The sequence below is a fragment of the Allofournierella massiliensis genome (assembly GCF_964241245.1).
GTDB lineage: Bacteria > Bacillota > Clostridia > Oscillospirales > Ruminococcaceae > Allofournierella > Allofournierella massiliensis.
The window spans coordinates 1-702 of the sequence record NZ_CAXSWZ010000074.1 but is presented as its reverse complement, the minus strand read 5'-3'; the positions used below and the strand labels follow the sequence as shown (position 1 = coordinate 702).

1 protein-coding gene is annotated in these 702 nt (G+C 54.8%); it reads left to right on the top strand.

What is annotated here, in order from left to right:
- Positions 1-36: 36 nt before the first annotated feature.
- The coding region (locus ACESYO_RS16420) for an IS66 family transposase (RefSeq protein ID WP_373210884.1) at positions 37-702 on the top strand (666 nt) is incomplete at its 3' end.

Below are 702 nucleotides of genomic sequence, written 5' to 3'. Positions count from 1 at the left end.
GCATATATCCAGTCGCTTGAGCAGAAGACACAGCAGTTGGAGCAGAAAAACCAGCAGTTGGAAAAGCAGCTGGTGAAGATGCAGTCTCTGAACGAACAGCTGGTGCGCATGCGCAAACGGATGTTCGGGCAGTCCAGTGAGCAGGTTCAGTATTTGGATGGCAAACAGCTGGACTTCTTCAATGAGGCAGAAATGTGCAGCGATGCCGGGGCTCCGGAACCGGGCAAAACAACCCCGGTGAAGGCTCATGCCCGGAAAGCCAAGCGCACCAAAGAAGACCTGACCGAAGGTTTGGAGCACCGGAAGGTTCTGTGCGAGCTGACCGAGGAGGAGCAGATCTGCGAAACATGCGGCAGCAAGATGGTGCGCATTGGAGAAAAATTCGTTCGCTCGGAATTGGTGATTGTGCCGGCTCAGGTCTATGTGGTGGACTATTATTCGACCAGCTACAAGTGCGCCCATTGTGAAGCAAAAACCGGTGAAACATCCATCCGGCAGGCACAGGCTCCTGTGCCTGTTATGAAGAAAAGCATGGCAGCTCCCTCCACCGTGGCCTATGTGATGCAGGAAAAGTTCCAGAACGGAGTTCCCCTGTATCGCCAGGAAGCCTACTGGAAGGGACAGGGCGTGGATCTGCGCCGCAACACCATGGCAAACTGGGTGATCCGCAGTTCCCGGTGGTTTAAGCCGCTGTATGAGCTG